This window comes from Amycolatopsis sp. VS8301801F10 (genome assembly GCF_046195355.1).
Classification (GTDB): domain Bacteria; phylum Actinomycetota; class Actinomycetes; order Mycobacteriales; family Pseudonocardiaceae; genus Amycolatopsis.
In genome coordinates this window covers 5,568,858-5,586,334 of the sequence record NZ_CP176065.1, presented here as the reverse complement: position 1 = coordinate 5,586,334, position 17,477 = coordinate 5,568,858, and the positions used below count along the sequence as shown (strand labels likewise).

At 70.6% G+C, this 17,477-nt stretch carries 14 protein-coding genes; 9 read left to right on the top strand and 5 right to left on the bottom strand.

Features of this window, described 5'->3' with window-relative positions:
* The first annotated feature begins 69 nt into the window (after positions 1-69).
* The 5 genes from F9C11_RS26360 (at position 70) to F9C11_RS26340 (ending at position 6,184) form a co-directional block, all read left to right on the top strand.
* On the top strand, positions 70-2,118 hold the full coding sequence (locus tag F9C11_RS26360) for an acetate--CoA ligase family protein (RefSeq protein WP_409180038.1): 2,049 nt from the start codon (positions 70-72) through the stop codon (positions 2,116-2,118).
* Positions 2,111-3,430, top strand: a complete 1,320-nt coding sequence (locus F9C11_RS26355; protein WP_409180037.1) for an alkyl sulfatase dimerization domain-containing protein — start codon at positions 2,111-2,113, stop codon at positions 3,428-3,430. The genes F9C11_RS26360 and F9C11_RS26355 overlap by 8 nt, the downstream gene beginning before the upstream one ends.
* Before the next feature lie 45 nt (positions 3,431-3,475).
* Positions 3,476-4,786 carry an MFS transporter gene (locus F9C11_RS26350; protein ID WP_409180036.1) on the top strand — a complete coding sequence of 437 codons (1,311 nt, stop codon included), beginning with the start codon at positions 3,476-3,478 and terminating at the stop codon, positions 4,784-4,786.
* 12 nt (positions 4,787-4,798) lie between these two features.
* Positions 4,799-5,980, top strand: a complete 1,182-nt coding sequence (locus F9C11_RS26345) for an alkyl sulfatase dimerization domain-containing protein (RefSeq protein ID WP_409180035.1) — start codon at positions 4,799-4,801, stop codon at positions 5,978-5,980.
* Positions 5,981-6,046: 66 nt separating this feature from the next.
* Positions 6,047-6,184 carry a hypothetical protein gene (locus tag F9C11_RS26340; RefSeq protein ID WP_409180034.1) on the top strand — a complete coding sequence of 46 codons (138 nt, stop codon included), beginning with the start codon at positions 6,047-6,049 and terminating at the stop codon, positions 6,182-6,184.
* A gap of 235 nt (positions 6,185-6,419) precedes the next feature.
* On the opposite strand, the gene F9C11_RS26335 is transcribed toward F9C11_RS26340, so the two are convergent.
* Positions 6,420-7,697 carry a threonine/serine exporter family protein gene (locus tag F9C11_RS26335; RefSeq protein WP_409180033.1) on the bottom strand — a complete coding sequence of 426 codons (1,278 nt, stop codon included), beginning with the start codon at positions 7,695-7,697 and terminating at the stop codon, positions 6,420-6,422.
* Positions 7,698-7,952: 255 nt separating this feature from the next.
* Between F9C11_RS26335 and F9C11_RS26330 the strand changes: the two genes are divergently transcribed.
* The 3 genes from F9C11_RS26330 to F9C11_RS26320 all read left to right on the top strand — a co-directional run bounded on the left by F9C11_RS26330 (position 7,953) and on the right by F9C11_RS26320 (position 12,382).
* Complete coding sequence (locus F9C11_RS26330; RefSeq protein ID WP_409180032.1) at positions 7,953-10,010, top strand: hypothetical protein; 2,058 nt, start codon at positions 7,953-7,955, stop codon at positions 10,008-10,010.
* A 26-nt stretch (positions 10,011-10,036) separates the two neighbouring features.
* Entirely contained in the window at positions 10,037-11,662 is a 1,626-nt protein-coding gene (locus F9C11_RS26325) for an ABC transporter substrate-binding protein (protein WP_409180031.1), read from the top strand.
* A 147-nt stretch (positions 11,663-11,809) separates the two neighbouring features.
* Positions 11,810-12,382, top strand: coding sequence for a hypothetical protein (locus F9C11_RS26320; RefSeq protein ID WP_409180030.1), 573 nt, complete (start codon positions 11,810-11,812; stop codon positions 12,380-12,382).
* Positions 12,383-12,480: 98 nt separating this feature from the next.
* Here the strand turns inward: F9C11_RS26320 and F9C11_RS26315 are convergent, their stop codons facing one another.
* From F9C11_RS26315 to cysD, 3 genes are all read right to left on the bottom strand, one after another.
* The gene (locus F9C11_RS26315) at positions 12,481-13,074 is read right to left on the bottom strand and encodes a hypothetical protein (RefSeq protein WP_409180029.1); all 594 of its coding nucleotides are present in this window, start codon (positions 13,072-13,074) and stop codon (positions 12,481-12,483) included.
* A gap of 80 nt (positions 13,075-13,154) precedes the next feature.
* Positions 13,155-14,993 (bottom strand): adenylyl-sulfate kinase, encoded by a 1,839-nt coding sequence (gene cysC, locus F9C11_RS26310; protein ID WP_409180028.1) that lies wholly within the window; start codon positions 14,991-14,993, stop codon positions 13,155-13,157.
* Complete coding sequence (cysD, locus tag F9C11_RS26305; protein ID WP_409180027.1) at positions 14,993-15,910, bottom strand: sulfate adenylyltransferase subunit CysD; 918 nt, start codon at positions 15,908-15,910, stop codon at positions 14,993-14,995. Before cysD ends, cysC begins: the two co-directional genes overlap by 1 nt.
* Positions 15,911-15,992: 82 nt before the next feature.
* Between cysD and F9C11_RS26300 the strand changes: the two genes are divergently transcribed.
* Complete coding sequence (locus F9C11_RS26300) at positions 15,993-16,478, top strand: nuclear transport factor 2 family protein (RefSeq protein ID WP_409180026.1); 486 nt, start codon at positions 15,993-15,995, stop codon at positions 16,476-16,478.
* A gap of 27 nt (positions 16,479-16,505) precedes the next feature.
* Here the strand turns inward: F9C11_RS26300 and F9C11_RS26295 are convergent, their stop codons facing one another.
* Complete coding sequence (locus F9C11_RS26295; protein ID WP_409180025.1) at positions 16,506-17,420, bottom strand: helix-turn-helix domain-containing protein; 915 nt, start codon at positions 17,418-17,420, stop codon at positions 16,506-16,508.
* Positions 17,421-17,477 lie beyond the last annotated feature (57 nt).

Genomic DNA, 17,477 nt, shown 5'->3' with positions numbered 1-17,477 from the left:
GTAGCCGAAAACCTGGGCGATGTGCGCTACCAGCTGGGCAGGCCAGCGGCGACAGTTGGGGTTGTGTCCATGACCGCGATCACAGGAGGCCCCGGACCGATGCGCTGCGAGCCGCTGTTCCGCCCGAAGTCGGTCGCCGTGGCCGGCGTGTCCGCGACCACCGCGCTGTCCTGGGGACGGATCGCGCTGGACCGGCTGCTGCGCGGCGGCTACGGCGGCGAGGTCTTCGCGGTCTCGCGCGGCCCGCTCGACCTGCCGGGCGTGCGCACGGTCGGCTCGCTCGCCGAGATCGGCTACGGCCCCGACCTGGTAGTTCTCGCGACCCCGGCGGAAACCGTTCCCGCGCTGGTCAGGCAGGCGCGCGAACTCGGCTCCGGCGCGGTCGTCGTCTTCGCCTCCGGCTTCGCGGAAGGCGGCAACACCGCGCTGGAGGACGAACTGCGCGAAGCCGCCGGAGACCTGCCGGTGCTGGGCCCGAACTGCCTCGGCGTGGTGAGCCGCCCGGCCGGAGTGCAGCTGTCGACGACCGTTTTCCTCGACCGCGAGCGCGTGCCGCCGGGGCCGGTCGCGATCGTCACGCAGAGCGGCGCGATCGGGTTCGTGCTCGCCGACCTGCTCGAACAGGCCGGGATCGGCTACTCCTACTACGCGAGCGTCGGGAACGAAGCCTGCCTGTCCAGCCACGAAATCGGCAGCGACCTGCTCGACCAGCCCGACGTCGAGGTGCTCGTGCTCTACCTCGAAGGCGTGCGCGACGCGGACGGTCTCCGGGCTCTCGGCCGCCAGGCGCGAGCGGCGGGCAAGACCGTGGTGGCCCTCGCGGTGGGCAGCAGCGCCGCCGGCCGCCAAGCCGCGCTCTCGCATACCGCGGCCGTCGCTGGCGACCACTTCCTGCTCGCCTCGCTGTGCCGTCAGGAAGGCATCCATCTCGTCACCGACGACGATCAGCTGGTGGACGCGGTGCTCTGCGCGCGCAAAGGGACGACGCTGCCCCCGGCGCCGCGGCTCGCCGTGCTGACCATGTCCGGTGGCGCGGGCGGCATCCTCGCCGACAACCTGACCGCGCTCGGCGTCCGGATCCCGCCGCTGTCCGGCCGGACCCGCGCGAAACTCGCGGAGATCGGCGGAGTCGAGGCGGCCGACGAGAACCCGGTCGATCTCGGCGGCAACATCGACCGCTGGATGAACCGGGTCGGCGAGCTGCTGAGCGCGCTCGACGAGGATCCGGAGCTGGACGGCGTCGTGCTCTACCTGACGTTCGGCGACCGGTTCCGGGAGGCCTACCACCGGCTGGCCGCGGCCGCCGCCGCGACGCGGACGCCGACGTGGTTCGTCTGGGCCTGCGCCCCGCCCGGCGAGCTGGCGAAGCTCGGACGGCCGGACACCGTGCTGCCCAGCATCGGCGCCCTCGTGCGTCGCCTGCGGGTACTGGTCCCGGATCGGGTGCCGGAGCCCGCACGGCACTCCAGCGGCACCGACCGTCCAGTGTGGACCGAACTGCGGTCCGTCCCCCTGCTGCAGGACGCCGGTATTCCGCATGTGGACACCGTCGCCGGAACCGATCTCGCCGCCGCGGTTCGACAAAGAGGCTGGCCAGAGCCGTATGTGGTCAAGGGCGATGCCGCCGACGTGCCGCACCGGGCGCGGGCCGGGCTGGTCCGCGTCGGCGTCACCGCGGCCGAACTGCCCGCCGTGCTGGAAACGCTCCAAGCGCGCCTGGACGAGGTCTCCGCCGACCCGGACCGGACGCTCGTCGTGCAACCTCTGCTGCCGCACACCGCCGAACTCGCCCTCGGTGCGACGCGAGATCCGTTGTACGGCACCGCAATCGTCCTCGGCGCGGGCGGCGACCGTGCCGAAGACCCGGCCGCACCCCGTCGTGCGCTGCTGCTCCCGGCGACCGCGGAGCAACGGGCGGAACTGGCCGCATGGGCCGGCGACGTCCTCGCCGCCCCGGTCCCCGCCGTCGCCGCCGCGATCGACGGACTGCTCCGCATCCTCGACAGCCATCCGGAATTCGCCGAAGCCGACCTCAACCCGCTCTGCGTCGCCGGCGACGACCTGATCGCCGTCGACGCGCTGTTCACCGAAAACGCTCAGGAGGCATCCCGTGACTGACCTGCTCGACTACGCCGACAAGGTCTGGCGAGGCGAGGCCGACACCCGCGTCTACCACACCGGCGCGCTGCGCAAGGACGGTCTGCACGAGCTGGCCGAGGGCGTCTGGATGTGGCCGGCGTTCGGCAACGTCTTCCTCTTCCCCACCGGCGACGGCCTGTTCTGCTTCGACACCGGCGAACGCCGCACCGCGAAGGACCTGTTCGGCGCGACTCGCGCCCGCACCGACGCTCCGCTGCACACCGCGGTCTACTCGCACGGGCACATCGACCACGTCTTCGGCGTCGGCCCGTTCGACCTCGAAGCCGAGGAGCGCGGGTGGCGCCGTCCGTCCGTGCTGGCGCACGAAAACACGCCGCCGCGGTTCGCCCGGTACGAACGCACGCGCGGCTACAACACGGTGATCAACCAGCGGCAGTTCCAGTCGCCCGGATTCCGCTGGCCCGACCGGTACCGGCACCCGGACGTCACCTACCGCGACAGCACGACGCTGCGGATCGGCGACCTCGACGTCCAGCTGACGCACGGCCGCGGCGAGACGGACGACGCGACGATCGCGTGGCTGCCCGACCGGAAAATCCTGTGCTGCGGCGACTTTTTCATCTGGTCCTCCCCCAATCCCGGCAATCCGCAGAAGGTGCAGCGCTACGCCGCCGAGTGGGCGCGGGCGCTGCGCTGGATGGCCGGGCTCGGCGCGGAACTGCTGCTGCCCGGGCACGGCGTGCCGATCGCGGGCGCCGACCGGATCCGGACCGCGCTGTCCGACACCGCCGAGTTCCTCGAAACCCTGCACGACCAGACCCTGGACGCGATGAACGCGGGAGCCACGCTCGACGAGGTCGTGCACGGCGTCACCGCCCCCGCGGAACTGCTGGCCAAGCCGTATCTGAAGCCGTCCTACGACGAGCCGGAATTCGTCGTCCGCAACGTCTGGCGGCTCTACGGCGGCTGGTACGACGGCAACCCGGCCAACCTCAAACCCGCCCGCCGCGCCGACCTGTCCCGCGAACTCGCCGACCTGTCCGGCGGCTCCGACCGGCTGGCCGCGCGGGCACGGGAACTGCTCGCCGCCGGCGAACACCGGCTGGCCGGGCACTTCGCCCAGCTCGCCGTGGACGCCGCCCCGGACGACGAGACCGCGCACACCGCCCGCGCGGAAGTGTTCACCGCACTGGAGAAAGCCGCGACCTCGACGATGGCGAAGGGCGTCTACGCCTGGGCCGCCGCCGAATCCCAAGCCGTGCTCGACGGCACCGACCGCGCCGAGCAGCTGCGCGCCCGCACCGCCGGCCGCACCCGCTGGGCCTTCTGACCCGCCACCCCGTCCGACAACGACGTTGAAATGGGGACCCCCACGATGAACGCTCCCGTCCTCCCCGCCGAAACCACGGCGCACCGGCGCGCCGGCGGCACCAGCGCCCGCGGCTGGGTCGTCACCGGGCTGCTGCTGGTGTTCATGCTGATCAACTTCGCGGACAAGGCCGTGCTCGGCCTCGCCGCGAAACCGCTGATGCACGATCTCGGCCTGTCGCCCGAGGCGTACGGCCTGATCAGCAGCGGGTTCTACTTCCTGTTCAGCGTTTCCGCGATCGTGGTCGGCTTCGTGTCGAACCGCGTGCCGACGAAGTGGATCCTGCTGGCGCTGGGCGTCGTCTGGGCGCTGACGCAGGCCCCGATGCTCGGCACCGTCGGCTTCGGCGCGGTGCTGGTCAGCCGGATCGTCCTCGGCGCGGCCGAAGGCCCGGCGAACCCGCTGGCCATGCACGCGGCGTACAAGTGGTTCCCCAACGAGAAACGCGGCCTGCCCAGCGCGCTGCTCAACGCCGGTTCCGGCATCGGCGTCGCGCTGGCTTCCCCGCTGCTGACGGCGCTGATCGTCGGCTACGGCTGGCGGTGGGCGTTCTTCGCGCTGCTCGTGGTCGGCCTGGCGTGGTCGGTGCTGTGGGCCGTTTTCGGGCGGGAGGGCAAGGTCGCCGGAACCGCTTCGGTGCACGCGCCGACGGTCGAGTCCGAAGCGGACGAACCCCGTGTCCCCTACCGGCGGATCCTGCTGAACGGCACCTGGCTCGGCGGTTTCCTGGCCGGGTTCGCCGCGTACTGGGCGCTGGCCGTGCTGGTCGCGTGGGTGCCGCATTACCTGGAGACGGCGTTGCACTACAGCACGGTGACCACCGGGACCCTGGTCGCGCTGCCGTGGATCGCGTCGGTCGTGTTCAACCTCGCCCAGGGAGCGCTCAGCGACCGGCTGATGCGCCGCGGCGTGTCGAGCCGGGTGGCGCGCGGGGTGCTCGGCGGCGTCGCGGTGCTGGTCTCGGGTCTCGCGATGCTGCTGTTCCCGCATACCGGGGGCTGGTTCCAGATCGCGTTGCTGACCGTCGCGTTCAGCCTGGGCGGGGTCGTGTTCGCGCTCGGGGTCACGATGAACGCGGAGATCAGCCCGACCCGGCAGCGCGGCGCGGTGCTGTCGATCACCGTCGGCCTGGTCACCACGGCCGGGCTGCTCGCCCCGTACCTCACCGGGCGGCTGATCCAGGCCGCGTCGTCGCCGGTCGGCGGTTTCACGCTCGCCTTCACCATCAGCGGCCTGCTGTCCGTTGCGGGCGGTCTGCTGGCGGTGTTCTTCGTCAACCCGGACCGCACCGCGCGGCGGCTCGGGCTCCGCACGTGAGGTGGTCGGCCGATGCCTTTTCCGGACAGCAAGAACCCGCTCTACGGCCGCGGCGAGATCACCGAGGTCGCGCCCGGCGTCCGCTCGATCGGGCTGCAGGGCAACAGCCTCGCGGTGGAAACGGCGTCGGGGCTCGTCGTGGTCGACACCGGACCGTCGCCGGACCTCGTCGCACCGGTGCTGGACCGGCTGGGCGAACCGGTGCGCTGGATCGTCTACAGCCACGGACACCTCGGCTACAACTACGGCGTGCCCGGGTTTTTCGAGTACGCCGCCGCGCACGGGCAACGCCGCCCGACCGTCGTGGCGCACGAGAACGTCGTCCGGCGCTACCAGCGGTATCTCGAGACGGCCGGATTGCAGAACCGCATCAACACCAGGCAGTTCCGCCGTCCGATGGCCGACCTGACGGCCCCGCCGCCAGTCACCTTCCCGGACCAGACCTACCGGGAAGCGCTGACGCTGGCCCCGGACGTCCGGCTGCTGTGGGCGCCGTCCGAAACGGACGACGTGACCGCAGTATGGCTGCCGGCCCAGCGGATTCTGTACGGCAGCGCCGCCGTGATCAACGGCATCCCCAACATCGGCACACCCATGCGGACGATGCGCGACACCGTCCGGTGGGCCGACACGCTGGACCGGCTCGCCGCGCTGAACCCGGCCGTGCTGGTGCCGGAATTCGGCCCGGTGGTCCGGGAAGACCCGGTACGGCAGCTCACCCTGACGGCCGCCGCGCTCCGCTGGCTGCGCGCCGCGGTGGTGGACGAACTCAACCGGGGCCGCCGGGTCGACGACATCGTGCACGACCTGCGGTACCCGGCCGAGTTGTTCGACGTGCCGTGGATGCGCGAGCATTACGGGCACCGCGAGTACATCGTGCGGGACATCGTCCGCTCGGAAACCGGGTGGTGGGACGGAAATCCGACGACCCTGCACCCGTCCCGCCCGGACGTCGCGGCCGCCGCGCGGGCGGAAGCGATCACGGACAAGCAGGCGGTGCTCGACCAAGCCGAACGGCTGCGCGCGGACGGGCGGGTGCAGGAGGCGTTGCACGTCATCGACCTGCTGGCGCTCGCGCCCGGGGACGACCCGTTGATCAAGCAGGCGCGCACGGTGAAGGAAGAGCTGTGTGCGGCACGGGCGACGGAGGCGAGCAGTTATGTGTCGCGGAGTTTCTATCGCAGCGGGTGGTGACGGGAGGCCGGGCCTCCGGCGCGAGCCGTACATGAACAGGCCGAGCGGCCGCGCACGGACGGGTGAGTGCTGGAAGCGTTGCACGCCATTGACTTCCTCGCGCTCGGAGGCCACCCGCTGATCAGGCAGGCGCGCACGGTGAAGGAAGAGCTGTGTGCGGCGCGGGCTGCGGAGGCCAGCAGCTTCTACCGCAGCGGGTGGTGACGGGAGGCCGGGCCTCCGGCGCGAGCCGTGCGCGGCCAGGCCAAGCGGCCACGCACGGACGGGTGGGTGCTGGAAGCGTCGCACGCCATCGACTTGCTCGCGCTCGGGGACCACCCGCTGATCCAACAAGCGCAGGCGACAAAGCAGAAACTGCACGCGCCGAAAGCCAGCAGCTAGGTATCGCAGAGCTTTTACCGCAGCGGAGGGTGACGAAGGTCCGGATCCCCGGCACCAGTCAAACAAGCGGAGCCCCCGGAATCGCCGCCGCAGGTCGCCGCAGCGCCGTGAGTTGCAGCCCGAGCACCACGCCCACTCCGATCGCCGCGGTCGAAGCTATTGCTTCCGCCACCGCGTCCCAGGAACCCGGGACCCGCGCGAAAACCTGCGACAGGCTCAGGTACATCGCGGGCCCGGGCAGTACCGCGCCGGTCAGGCCTGGGATCGTCACCACGGCGGTCGGCACGGCGAGCGTCCGCGCCGCAGCCCCGGCCAGCAGGCCGAGCACTGTGGCGGCGAGGAAAATCGACACCGGAGCCGTCAGGCCGAGCATCGCCTGGCCTGCCCAGTTCGCCAGCGACGTAACGATCCCGGCCCCGCAGGCGAGCAGCCACCAGCGCGCCGGGGTGCCCATCAGGATCGCGTTGCCCAGTGCGCCGACCAGCGCGGTCACCGGCACCAAAGCGAGCGGCAGCGCGGCGAGTTGCACCCGGCTGGCCGCGCCGAGGATATCGAGGCCGTTCGCCACCGACACCACCACCATGACCCCGGTCGCGATCGCGCCGGTCAGCAGCAGCACCGTCACGATCCGCGCGGCCGCCATCAGATGGAAATCTCCGACCGCGTCTTCCACCAGCGACACCAGCGACAGAATCGGCAGCAGCAGCACGAGATTCGCCGCCGACAGGCTCGCCGCCTCGGGCCCGGTGAGCACCCCGAGCGACAGCAACGAAACCGCCACCACCAGCACAGTGCTCGCCTTGGCCGCGACCTGGAAGAACTCCGCGATGCCGACCGTGCTCAACGCCCATCCGACGCGGTTGGCGACCACGAACAACCCGGCGGACACCAGCGCGGCGAGCACGGTCCCGTTGGCCTGCAGGCAAATCATCGCCGCGAGCAGGCACCCGCCGAGCAAACTCACGTACCACGGCCACGTCGGCCCCGCTTGAGCGAGGATTCCGGCGTCTCGCTCGGCTTCGGCGGGGGAAATCGTACCGGCGGCCGCGCGGACCGCGAGCGCCTCCAGATCTCCCATCCGGCCGATGTCGCGAGCATCGTTCGCCCGCACGCTGCCGAACAACACCAGCGGTTCCCCGCCGCCGGGGCAGCACTGCAGATGAATCGCCCGCACTCCCACCGAAATCCGCGGCTCCTCCACGCCGCCCGCAGACGCCAGCCCGCGGACTGTGCGCACGACGACGGCGGTTTCGATGCCCTGCCGGAACATCTGCATCGCCACCTCGAGCGCGAAGCTCAGCACCCGCCGCGCCCGTTCGCGCTCGTCCACTGCCATGGCCCGCACTTTAAGCAGCCGCCCCGACAAGAAAGCGCCCGCGAACGCGGCGACCGCCAGCCTTCGCCCGATCGTGGCGCCGCCCGGAGCAGAAGAGCCCGGACAGCCGCTTGCGCGAGCGAGCCCGAGGGTCACACTTTGGAGTGAACCGCCGCGCTGCCTGTGACGCGGCCCACATCTGAACCGATACACCTGATGCCGCGCCGCCGAGCGCAGCGAGCCGACCAGCGTGTCCAAGACCGGGGGGAACCGCACGTGCTGACCGCCGCAGAACTCTTTGTCCGGCAAGCGTTCCGGCGCCCGGCCGAGGGAACCGCCGTGCCGGAGCCGGTGGTCGCGCTGCTCGGGCCGAAGGGGTCGGGCAAGAGCACGGCGCTGAAAGCGATCGCCGGGGCCTGCGGCGGCACGCTCGTGCACGCCCGGCTCGATTTCCAGGACTCCAAGGTCGCCGACCCGATCGCCGCGGTCGCCTACGTGTCGTTCCTGCTGGCCCGGCACTGGGACAACCTGCCCCGCGACCCGACGTTCCACCGGGTGGGGCTTTCATTGCTGGCATTGAACGAAACCCTGCCGCAGGACCGGGATCCGGCCCGTGCGCACGTGCTCAAGCTCATTGAAAGCTACCTGCACCAGGACCACGATCAGCAGGTCGCGGACCTGGCCGGCGCGGCGGTCAAGTTCGCGCTGTCGCTGTCCGGCATCGGGACGCAGGTGCCCGGTCCCGCTGTCCAGCACGCGGTCAGCAGCGGGATCGGCGCGCTGCTGCGTCTCGCGAACCGGCGGCGCCGCAGCGTGCGGCAGGCGCTGAAGTGGTTCAGCGGCTTGCTGGAGGGCGCGGACACGATCGACTCGCTGATCGAGCTGAGCCAGCGCAGCACCGATCCGCTGCCGCACGTGATGAACGCGTTCCTGGCCGATCTGTCGCGCAACGCCGACCAGTGGACGACACCGGTGCGGCGGTGCCGATGCCTGACCCCGCACGGACAGGACGGACCGCACGAGCACGCCTGGGCCCTGTTGATCGACAACGTCGACGCCGCCCCCGCGGGCCGCGAATTCCTCACCGCGTTCGTGCGCGCACGGCAGAATCGGTTGCCCGAGCGCGATCCGCTGCTGATCGTGGCGGCGATGGACCGGTGGTCGTCCGCCTGGGGAACCTGGTGGCGGGAACCGTGGCGGACGAAAGCGGACTGCCCGGACCGGCGGCCGGTCCCGCTGCTGTCCCAGGCCGATTTCAAGCAGTGGACCCAGCATCTGGCCGCCGCCGCCGGGAAGGGCGCGGCTCCGACGCGGGCCTGGTATCCGGTCTGGCTGGACCCGCCCGATCCGGGAGTGCTGCGCGAACTCGCGCCGGCGCCTCCGGACGGCTGGGAACCGGCCGTCTTCGACGAGTTCGTCCGGCGGCTCTCCGGCGGGCTTCCCGCCGCCGCGCGGGAAATCGGCCGGAGGGCGGGCGAACCGCCGGCCGACGCCGCACCGCCCGCCCGCTCGCTGCTGTTCCGCTCGCACAACGGAATCCCGCTGTGGGAACGCGCGCTGACCTCCTTCCTGCCGAGGTCGCTGCTGACCGACCCGCTGCCGGTCGTCGTTCCGCAGGCGGTCGCGGTGGCGGTCCGGCTCCGCCAGCCCGGGCGGTCGGCCGAGCTGAACCCCGTCGCCTTCCCCGACGCCAACCACATCCTGAGCGCGCTGCGGGAAAACCTGTGGGTCAGCACCTTCGCCGCCCGCCCGTCGCGGCTGTGGCCGGTCGTCGCCGGCGAGGAGGAGCATCCGGCGGTCCTGCACCCGTGGCTGCTCGCCTGCCTGCTGGCGGGCCTGCACGCGCAAAGCGCCGCCGACCGGCATTCGGTGGCCATGACGTGGGCCGACGTGTTCAGCGCGATGGCGGCCGCCTGCGCCGAACCGAGCGGCGAGGCGGACCTGGCCCGCCGGCTGTACTACCAGCTCGCCTGCGACAGATTCGACCAGGTCGTCAAGGAGCTGGTGCGGGAGTTCGCCGCCGCCGAGCACGCGGACTGGGTCCGGCTGGTGGACCAGGCGACCGCGGCGCCGTGCCGGTGGCCCGCCCTCGAGCCGGCGGACGAGATCGTCGCGCGGCTCGTCCCGGACGAACGGCCGGGCCGGGAATCGGCCGAGGCCGCGGTCAGCTGCATCGCCGCCCTGCTCTGGATCCACCACGACGCGCACGCCGTGCCGGACCCGGTGCGGGACCGGCGGATCCGCCGGAATTTCGAGCGGCTGGCCGGCAACCATTCGTCCCGGGTGGACACCGACGCGCTGACCGAGGCCGCCGCCCGGTTCGACAGCCAGTAAGCCGCCTCTTCCCCGACAGGAGCGCGATGAGCCGCTTTGAACGATTCCTGCGCTGGTTCACCCACAAGTTCCCGCGGACGGCGAACTGGGTGCTGCGGCGTCCGGTGCTGGCCGCCGGCTCCGCCACGGCGGCGGTCGTGGTGCTCGTCGCCGCGGGCTTCGTCGTGCCCCCGCTGTTCGCCCGGTGCGGGCAGGGCATGTCCCCGGACCCGAGCGGCGCCTGCGTCGGCATCGACCTGGACAGCTCGCAGTTCCGGCAGAACGAACCGCAGCGGATGCGGGAGCTGGAAGCGGCGGTCCGGGCCAACAACGAGGCGGTGACCGGAGACTACGTGTCCGTGGTGCTGTTCCAGGACATGTCGCCGACCGAGGGCGTCGACACCCGGCTCTACCCCGACCTGTATCCGGACATCGAGGGGGCGGTCGCCGGGGTGTGGCGGGCCAACCACACCGCCGCGTTCCAGGGCAGCGTGCCGAAGGTGAAGCTGTTCCTGGCGAACATGGGCAGCCAGTACGCGAGCTGGTCCGAGGCCGTGGACCGGATCGCCGAACACGCCGCCGCCCACCACGTGGTCTCGGTGCTCGGACTCGGGCAGAGCATGGACAACACCCGCGCGGCAGCGGCGAAACTGACCGGCCATCTGCCGGTGATCGGCGCGACGGTCACCGGGGACACCATGAACCTCACTCCCGAGGGCAAGCTCAACACCGGGTTCTTCCGCACTTCGCCCACCAACACCCATTCCGTGGCCGCCTCCGCCCGCTACATCGCGAGCATCGAACCGGACCAGTCGCGGGTCGCGATCGTGCAGGACAACATCCCCGGCGACGACTACACCCAGACCCTCGGCTCGAGGGCGGTGAAGGAAATGCCCGCCGCGCACCGGTTCCCGTTCACCTCGCCCGGCGCGCTGCCCCCGGGCGGCTCCCGCAGCGACCCGCTGCTCACCCAGTTCGCCTACCTGAACCAGAATCTCTGTTCGGTCGCGCCGACAGTCGTCTACTTCACCGGCCGCGGCACCGACCTCGGCGCGTTCGTGCAATCCTGGACGCAGGGGAACACCCCGTGCGCCAACGGGAAGCTGACCGTGGTCACCGGCGACGACGGCGGTTCCGCGATCAACGAGGCCAATCTGCGCGACGCCGTCCGCGGCGGGCACGTCCGGGTGCTGTTCACCTCGCTGGCCAGCCCGGACGAATGGGGCCCGTGCAACGGCACCGCGGAGCAGGCCGCCTACAACACCTTCCAGGCGGTGTTCACCGGCAAACCCGGCGCCTGCGACGGCCAGCCGGTCCGCGCGGACGACGGCGCGGCGCCGCTGAACTTTTCCGTCTCCGAACTGGGCAGCGGCGAAGGCATCCTCACCCACGACGCGGTGATGGTCGCCGTCACCGCCGCCCGCCGCGCCGCGAACGGCAACGCCGAGACGGTCGTGCGCTCGCCGCTGTCCCAGATCGGCCTCATCGAGGAAATGCGGTGCCAGAACGCCGTTCCTGGCGCGAGCGGGACCATCCAGTTCAGCCCGGATCAGGCGCAGTACGGCAACCCGGTGGAAAAACCGTTCCCGGTCGTGGAAATCAGGGCCGACGGGTCGACCGCGACGGTGTGGAACAAGGCGGTCCCGTCCGCGACGCCGAAAACGTCCTGCTGAAAAACCGCACCGCGTAGCGCGAATGCCGCCACGCCTTAGGCTCATAGGCTGATTGTGCTCGCCCGTCCCCGCGCGCAACGATACCCGGACCGCTTCGCGAGGCGCACCACAAAGCGATTATTCCGGACAGAAACGGACGGATTTCCGATGAAACAATCACGGTTCAGATCGCTGCTGGCCGCACTGGGCGGCGCGGTGCTCGCAGTTTCGCTCATTTCTCCCGCCGCGTCCGCTTCGCCCGCCTCGCCGGCCACCGTCGGCGACCTCGGCGGCATGCTGCTGCGCGAATTCTGCCAGGCCAACGGCTTCGCCGACGTCACGCGCCGCTCCGACGTCTGGTTCTGCGTCGGGAACCACAAAATCGACACGGCCGTGCCGCTGACCGCCGCGTGCCGGTGGCAATTTTCCGACCTGGTGGCGGCCGGTTTCACCGTGACCAACAACGGCGGCCGGTGCTGGGCGAATCCGTCCGCGTACTCCGATGTCAGCGGGATCGCGGTCAACCAGTACTGCAACTCCCTCGGCTATTCCGACGCCACCGTCGGCGACAATGTCGCGTCCTGGCGGTGCGCCGGGCACGGCGCCTCGGTTCCGATCGACTTCCACGCCGCCTGCCGCTGGCAAAACCCGGTGTGGGTCGGCAAAGGCTTCATCCTGGTTCCGTATTTCAACAATTACGGAGACCGGTTCGGAATCCGGTGCCTGGCCCTGCTGCGCTAGGGTCGCGGCGACCCCGCCCGGTGCTGTTCGCCCCGCGCGCCGGGCGGGTGCCGCGTCAGGCGGCGTCTCTCTTTCCGGCCGACCCGCGGCCGAGGCCGTCACGCGCCGGGATGCGCCGCCCCGTTGACCCGTTCGACGAGTTCGTCGCGGTACTCCCGCGCCGCCTGGTACTCCGGTTCATCGCCGGTCGCCCGCTTCAGCGCGCCTTCCAGGATCTTCAGCCCCTGGCGTTCGTCGCCGTGCGAATCCGCCTGTCTCGCCGCGTTTTCCATGGCTTTCGCCAGCTTCGTCCGTGCTTCGGGCTCCTTGGCGGCCTGGTTGATCCGGATCCAGTTGCCGCCCGGATCCACGACGGTGAACCCGGTGTAGCGGTCGTTGCGCAGCCGCGGCCGGGTCATCCGCGGGATGCCGGAGACGAGCACCTTTCCGTGCACGGCCCGCATCCCCGCCGCGAAGGCCTCGAACAGTTCGCTGGTGTCCTCCACGACGACCAGGCAGGTGCTGTACGACTGCGCAGGGTCGTAGCCGTCCATCCCGAAGAAGTGCAGGTTGAAATCTTCCCGCCGCACCGCGAGATGCGAGTACGGGCGGTCCTGCCGCGAGGTGATCTCGAAGCCGAGCATCTCGTAGAACGGCGCGATCTCGTCGATGGAGCGGCAGGGCAGCAGCGGAATGGTCAATTCGTTCGCCATGGCCTGAACGTAAGCGCATCTCCGCCGGGACGGCACATAGGTATTTGCTCGTGCGAACAGCTCCCGTGCCGCCCGGACCCTCACTCCAGGGCGGCGAGAACCAGCGCGGCCATCGCCGCCGGGTCGCCGTTTTCCGGGCGCAGCACCAGGTCCGGGGACCCGGGCCGTTCGTACGGCGCGTCCACCCCGGTGAATCCGGTGATCTCCCCTGAACGCGCTTTCGCGTACAGGCCCTTCGGATCGCGGTCCTCGCACACTTCGAGCGGGGTGTCGACGAAAACCTCCGAAAACGGCAGCCCCGCCGTTTCGTGCACCGTGCGCGCGAGTTCGCGGTCTGCCTGGTACGGGCTGATCAACGACACCACCGCCACGACGCCGGCGTCGGCGAACAGCTTGGCGACCTCCGCCACGCGGCGGATGTTCTCGGCCCGGTCCGCCGGGGCGAAGCCGAGGTCGGCGTTGAGCCCGTGCCGCAGGTTGTCGCCGTCCAGCAGGTAGGCGGGACGGCCCGAAGCGACCAGCCTGCGCTCCAGTTCGACGGCCACGCTCGACTTCCCCGACGCGGACAGGCCGGTGAGCCAGATCGTGCGGCCGCGAGTCGCGCGCTCGTCCCGCGACACCGCGGCCGGATGCCAGACGACGTTCGGCGCGGTCGTGCTCGGGCCGGTGATCATGCCCGCGCCGACGGTGTCTCCGGTGTGTTCGTCGACCAGGAGGAAACCGCCGGTCGGCCGGTTGCGCAGGTACGGGTCGAACAGCAGCGGCTGCCGCGTCCGCAGCCGGATCCGGCCGATCTCGTTGAGCGACAACGACTTCGCGGTCTCATCGCGGTGCAGCGTGGTGACGTCGAGCCGGTAGTCGAGCGCGCGGACCTCGGCCCTGGTCTCGCGGGTGGTGTGCCGGACGAGGTAGTTCGCGCCCGGGACGAGCGCGGCCTGTTCGGAGAACCAGCACACCATCGCGTCGATCTCCTGGCCCACGTGCGGCCGGTTGCCCGGCCGGCAGATCAGGTCGCCGCGGCCGAGGTCCAGTTCGTCGGCCAGTTCGATGGCGACCGCCAGCGACGCGAACGCCTCGGACACCTCGACGCCGCCGGGTCCCCAGATCGCGCGCACGGTCGTGGTGAACCCGGACGGCAGCACCGTGACCTCGTCGCCGGGCTTGAACACGCCTCCGGCGACCGTCCCGGCGTAACCGCGGAAATCGCGGCTGTGCTCGCGAATCACGTATTGCACCGGAAAACGCGCGTCGACCAGATTGCGATCCGAAGCGACGTGCACCTGTTCGAGGTGATGCAGCAGCGAAGTGCCTTCGTACCAAGGCATGCTCGCGCCCCGGTGCACCACGTTGTCGCCGTGCAGCGCGGACATCGGCACGAACGTCAGGTCCGGGGTGTGCAGTTTCATCGCGAACCGGCGGAAGTCCTCGCGGATTTCCTCGAACCGTTCCTGCGACCAGCCGACCAGGTCCATTTTGTTCACGCACACCACCAGATGCCGGATGCCCAGCAGGCTGGCGAGGAACGCGTGCCGGCGCGACTGTTCGAGCACGCCCTTGCGCGCGTCCACCAGGATCAGCGCGACGTCCGAAGTGGACGCTCCGGTGACCATGTTCCGGGTGTACTGCACGTGTCCCGGAGTGTCGGCGATGATGAACTTCCGCTTGGGCGTGGCGAAATACCGGTGCGCGACGTCGATGGTGATGCCCTGTTCGCGTTCCGCGCGCAGGCCGTCGGTGAGCAGGGCGAGATTCGGGTACGCCTCGCCGCGGTCCCGGCTGGTGCGCTCGATCGCTTCGAGCTGGTCGGCGAACACCGTCTTCGAATCGAAGAGCAACCGGCCGATCAGCGTCGATTTGCCGTCGTCCACGCTGCCCGCGGTGGCGAGCCGCACCGTCGTGACCCGGTCTCGCGCGCTCATCAGAAGTAGCCTTCCTTTTTGCGGTCTTCCATCCCGGCCTCGGAGATCCGGTCGTCGGCCCGGGTCGCGCCGCGTTCGGTGACCCGCGTCGCGGCCACCTCGGCCACCACTTCCGCGGGCGAGGAGGCGGTCGACTCGACGCAGCCGGTGCAGGTCGCGTCGCCGATCGTGCGGAAGCGAACTGTTGCCGGACAAGGAACCTCGCCCTCGGCCAGGGTGAGGAACCGGGTGTCCGCGAGCAGCATCCCGTCGCGCTGGACCACTGGTCGGCGATGCGCGTAGTACAGCGACGGCAGAGGCACGTTCTCGGCTTCGACGTACTGCCAGATGTCCAGCTCGGTCCAATTCGACAACGGGAACACCCGGATGTGCTCGCCCTTGCGATGCCTGCCGTTGTAGAGATTCCACAGTTCCGGACGCTGCCGCCGGGGATCCCACTGGCCGAATTCGTCGCGGAAGCTGAACACGCGTTCCTTGGCGCGGGCTTTCTCCTCGTCGCGCCGTGCGCCGCCGAACACCGCGTCGAAGCCGTTCTCGCGGATGCCGCGCAGCAAAGTCGTGGTCTGGAGCCGGTTCCGGCCCGCCTTCGGGTCCTCGACGACTCGGCCCGCGTCGATGTCGTCCTGGACGCTCGCGACCAGCAGCCGCAACCCGTAGCGCTCGACGGTTTCGTCCCGGAACCGGATCACTTCTTCGAAATTGTGCCCGGTGTCGACGTGCAGGACCGGGAACGGCACCGGCGCGGGCCAGAACGCTTTCGCCGCGACGTGCAGCATCACCATCGAGTCTTTGCCGCCGGAGAACAGCAGCACCGGCCGTTCGAAGGTCGCCGCGACCTCGCGGAAGACGTGCACTGCTTCGGCTTCGAGCGCACCGAGGTGGCTCAGCTCGTAGGCCGGGGGTGCCTGGGTCGCCATCGGATCCGCCCTTCCGGGGTTCGAGGACAGAAAAGTAGAACAGGTTCTTGCACTCGGTCAAGCGGCGGAGGACGCTGAGCGGATGGACCTCGTCGCACTCGAAGAAATCCGCCGGGTGAAATTCCGCTATCTGCGCTGCCTCGATCTGAAGCTCTGGGACGAGATGGCCGAGACGCTGACGGCCGACGCCCGCGTGCACTACGGGACGCCCTCCTACGGCGAACCGCTGAACTTCGACAACCGCGACGCGCTGATGGAGTTCCTGCGCACCGCTGTCGGCCCCGGCATCACGACGATGCACTTCGCCGGGCATCCGGAAATCGAGATCGACGGCGACCTCGCGACCGGCCGGTGGCTGTTCCAGGACAAGGTGATCGTCGCCGAGCACCGGGTGGTCATCGAGGGAGCCGCGTACTACGAGGACACTTACCGGCGCGAGAACGGCGAATGGCGGATCAGCAGCACCGGGTACGAACGGCTGTACGAAACGCTGGTCTCGATGAAGGACCAGCCGGGGTGGAAGCTGACAGCGAACCGGTGGGGCCAGTCCTCGGTTTCGGGTCCGTGACGGGAATCCTGAAGGACTCAGCTTTCTTCAGGATTCTCCGCACGGACGGCAAGTCCGCGCCCAGCCGGGACGGACGCCGCCCGCTTCCGCCGTGACCGCGTCCGCGACGGCCGCCAAAGCCGCGCCCCGCCGCGCGATTTCGGCACCCGTGATCGGTTCCCCGACCGACAATGTCAGCACCAGTTCCTGCCGCCCCGACGCGTCGAAGGTCGGGGCGGCCAGCAGGCTCACCGCGTGCTTCTTCCGCGGTTCGAGGTCCGCGCCGAGGTAGACCCGGTCCCCCAGGCTCGACACCAGCTCGCCGACCAGCCCGCGCACCTCGGGCGGCAGATCTCCCGCCGCCACGCCGGCCATCAGCGTGTAGAGCCGGCGGCCCGCGGACGTCAGGCTTTCCACCAGATACCCGTGTTCGCGACACTCGGCGACCACCCGGCGCAGGTACGCCTCGTCCAGCCGGACCGGGACCGCGGGCGGCGTGGCGAGCCAGGCGTCGAAGGCGGAATCCGTGTCCCACAGCACGTACATCAGCCCGACCGGCGGCGCGAACGGGTACGTCTCGCCGAGCCGCACCTTCCCCGGCCCGGCGCTCTGCAGCATCAGGATCCGCCCGTCCACCACCGCCGACGCGGTGCACGTCGCCTGGTACCGGGCGCTGAGGTCTTCCAGGTGCGCGCGGGCGATTTCGCTGGCGCCGAAGCCTTCCGCCGCCGCGCGCCCGGCCGCGATCATCGCCGGACCCAGGCGGTAGGTCGTGGTCCGGGGATCGCGGACCATGTACCCGGCGGCGGTCAGCTCGGTGAGGATGCCGAGGCAGGTCGGCTTGCTCAGGCCCAGTTCGCGGGCCAGCGCGGAAAGCCCGAAGCGCTGGCCCGGCCGAGCCGAGAAATAGTCCAGCAGCCGCACGACCCGTTCGGTCGGCGGCGAGCGCCGGGCAACCGCCATTGACCCGTCCTTAGAACGCGTTCTAGTCTCAACCGACACCGAACGTACTACTCCGGT

Coding starts and splice junctions, on each gene's coding strand:
- F9C11_RS26350 (WP_409180036.1), top strand. CDS start 3,476: ATGAACGCTCCCGTCCTCCCCGCCGAAACCACGGCGCACCGGCGCGCC.
- F9C11_RS26300 (WP_409180026.1), top strand. CDS start 15,993: ATGGACCTCGTCGCACTCGAAGAAATCCGCCGGGTGAAATTCCGCTAT.
- F9C11_RS26315 (WP_409180029.1), bottom strand. CDS start 13,074: ATGGCGAACGAATTGACCATTCCGCTGCTGCCCTGCCGCTCCATCGAC.
- F9C11_RS26335 (WP_409180033.1), bottom strand. CDS start 7,697: ATGGCAGTGGACGAGCGCGAACGGGCGCGGCGGGTGCTGAGCTTCGCG.
- cysD (WP_409180027.1), bottom strand. CDS start 15,910: ATGGCGACCCAGGCACCCCCGGCCTACGAGCTGAGCCACCTCGGTGCG.
- F9C11_RS26325 (WP_409180031.1), top strand. CDS start 10,037: ATGAGCCGCTTTGAACGATTCCTGCGCTGGTTCACCCACAAGTTCCCG.
- F9C11_RS26360 (WP_409180038.1), top strand. CDS start 70: ATGACCGCGATCACAGGAGGCCCCGGACCGATGCGCTGCGAGCCGCTG.
- F9C11_RS26295 (WP_409180025.1), bottom strand. CDS start 17,420: ATGGCGGTTGCCCGGCGCTCGCCGCCGACCGAACGGGTCGTGCGGCTG.
- cysC (WP_409180028.1), bottom strand. CDS start 14,993: ATGAGCGCGCGAGACCGGGTCACGACGGTGCGGCTCGCCACCGCGGGC.
- F9C11_RS26320 (WP_409180030.1), top strand. CDS start 11,810: ATGAAACAATCACGGTTCAGATCGCTGCTGGCCGCACTGGGCGGCGCG.
- F9C11_RS26345 (WP_409180035.1), top strand. CDS start 4,799: ATGCCTTTTCCGGACAGCAAGAACCCGCTCTACGGCCGCGGCGAGATC.